This is a genomic window from Sphingomonas sp. S-NIH.Pt15_0812, from assembly GCF_003951315.1.
Taxonomy (GTDB): Bacteria; Pseudomonadota; Alphaproteobacteria; order Sphingomonadales; family Sphingomonadaceae; genus Sphingomonas.
Window position 1 is genome coordinate 1 of the sequence record NZ_QLJH01000094.1, and the last position, 1,216, is coordinate 1,216.

The window sequence follows — 1,216 nt, forward strand, 5'->3', positions numbered from 1 at the left end:
TTGACGTGCTCCCCTGAAACTCCGCCAATTTGAGCTAGAGTCCGCCTTCGTGAGGAGACGGACGTGAAGAAGAGTAGGTTCAGCGAGGAGCAGATCATCGCGGTACTGCGCGAGCAGGAGGGCGGGATGAAGACCGCCGATGTGTGCCGCAAGCACGGCATCAGCAGCGCGACGCTCTACGCCTGGAAGGCGAAGTATGGCGGCATGGACGTGTCGCAAGCACGCAAGCTGAAGGTGCTGGAGGACGAGAACGCCCGGCTGAAGCGGCTGCTGGCGGACGCGATGCTCGACAACGCCGTGCTCAAGGAGGCGGTAGCAAAAAACTGGTGAGGCCTGCCGCTCAGCGGAAGGCTGTCGGGCATGCGCGGCAGTTGTTCGGCATCAGCGAGCGTCGGGCCTGTACCATCTTCAGCGTGGATCGGACGTCGATGCGCTATGCGCATCGGCGATCTGATGATGGCGACCTGCGGTCGCGGTTGCGCGAGATCGCGGCTGAGCGTCGTCGCTTCGGCTATCGGCGGTTGGGGATCATGCTTGCCCGGGAGGGCATCGTCATGAACCACAAGAAGCTGCTGCGGCTGTATCGCGAGGAAAACCTGCGGGTCAGGCGCCGGCGTGGCCGGAAGCGAGCCATGGGCACACGTGCGCCGATGACGCTGCCGCAGGGTCCGAACCAGCGGTGGAGCCTCGACTTCGTCAGTGACACGCTGGTCAGCGGCCGGCGCATCCGCATCCTTGCAGTGGTCGACGACTTCACGCGGGAATGCCTGGCGCTGGTGGTCGACACCTCGCTGTCAGGCGCGCGTGTCGCTCGCGAGCTCGACGCCATCATCGCTGTGCGCGGCGTGCCGCTGATGATCGTCAGCGACAATGGCACCGAGCTGACCAGTCTCGCGATCCTGAGATGGACGCAGGAGCGGCCTGTCGAGTGGCACTATATCGCGCCCGGCAAGCCGCAGCAGAACGGCTATGTCGAGAGCTTCAACGGCCGCCTGCGTGACGAGTGCCTCAACGAGACGCTGTTCGTGTCGCTGGGCCATGCCCGGTCGGTGCTGCGGCTCTGGCGCGACGACTACAACCATGTGCGCCCGCATAGTGGTGCTGGCGGGCTGACGCCCGCCGATGCCGCCAGGCGGGTTGTGCAACACCGCCCAGAGGGGCACCATACCAACCCCGGACTCCAGTTATGACTGGTAGAGCTTTGGGGAGCACGTCA

1 protein-coding gene is annotated in these 1,216 nt (G+C 65.0%); it reads left to right on the forward strand.

Features of this window, described 5'->3' with window-relative positions:
• The first annotated feature begins 63 nt into the window (after positions 1-63).
• A protein-coding gene (locus tag BRX43_RS20035) for an IS3 family transposase (protein WP_241215107.1) occupies positions 64-1,190 on the forward strand; the annotation gives its coding sequence in 2 pieces (ribosomal slippage) (positions 64-322 and positions 322-1,190; 1,128 coding nt in all).
• The last annotated feature ends 26 nt before the right edge of the window (positions 1,191-1,216 follow it).